1 protein-coding gene is annotated in these 658 nt (G+C 58.7%); it reads left to right on the top strand.

Translation table 11 applies throughout. The features are described 5' to 3' along the window. Position 1 precedes the first annotated feature (1 nt). On the top strand, positions 2-658 hold a 657-nt coding region (locus tag CXQ89_RS17715; RefSeq protein WP_258060211.1), incomplete at its 3' end, for an aminotransferase class III-fold pyridoxal phosphate-dependent enzyme.

A 658-nucleotide genomic window follows, 5' to 3' on the forward strand; every position in this document is an offset into this window, starting at 1 on the left:
TATTTTCGAGCGCGCCTCCGGCAGCTTTCTCTACAGCGAGGACGGCCGCGGGTACCTCGATTTCTTTTCCGGTGCCGGTGCCCTGAATTACGGGCACAATCACCCTGCACTTCTTAGACCGCTGATGGAGTACTTGCTTTCCGGAGCGGTTATTCATTCGTTGGACATGAAAACCACTGCCAAACGACGGTTCCTGGAGACATTCCACGAGCTGATCCTCAAACCGAGAAACCTGGACTATAAGGTCATGTTTCCGGGTCCAACCGGGACGAACAGCGTGGAGGCTGCGTTGAAGCTGGCCCGGAAGGTCACCGGACGCACCCACGTTCTTGGTTTCACCAACGCTTTCCATGGAATGACACTGGGCTCGTTGGCGGTTACCGGAAACTCCATGAAGCGGCAGGGCGCAGGCGTCCCGCTCACCCATGCGTCCAGCATTCCCTATGACGGATTCCTCGGGGACGATGCGCTTGCGTTTTCGTGGCTCCGCTCCGCCTTGGCTGATTCCGGGTCAGGACTGGACAAGCCGGCAGCCGTCATCGTCGAAACTGTTCAGGGAGAGGGCGGCCTCAGGGCAGCCCGTGCCTCCTGGCTTCGGGAGCTTTCAGACATCTGCCACCAATACGGCATCCTGCTCATAGTCGATGATGTGCAGGCT

The organism is Arthrobacter sp. ZGTC212, assembly GCF_002929255.1.
GTDB lineage: Bacteria > Actinomycetota > Actinomycetes > Actinomycetales > Micrococcaceae > Arthrobacter_B > Arthrobacter_B sunyaminii.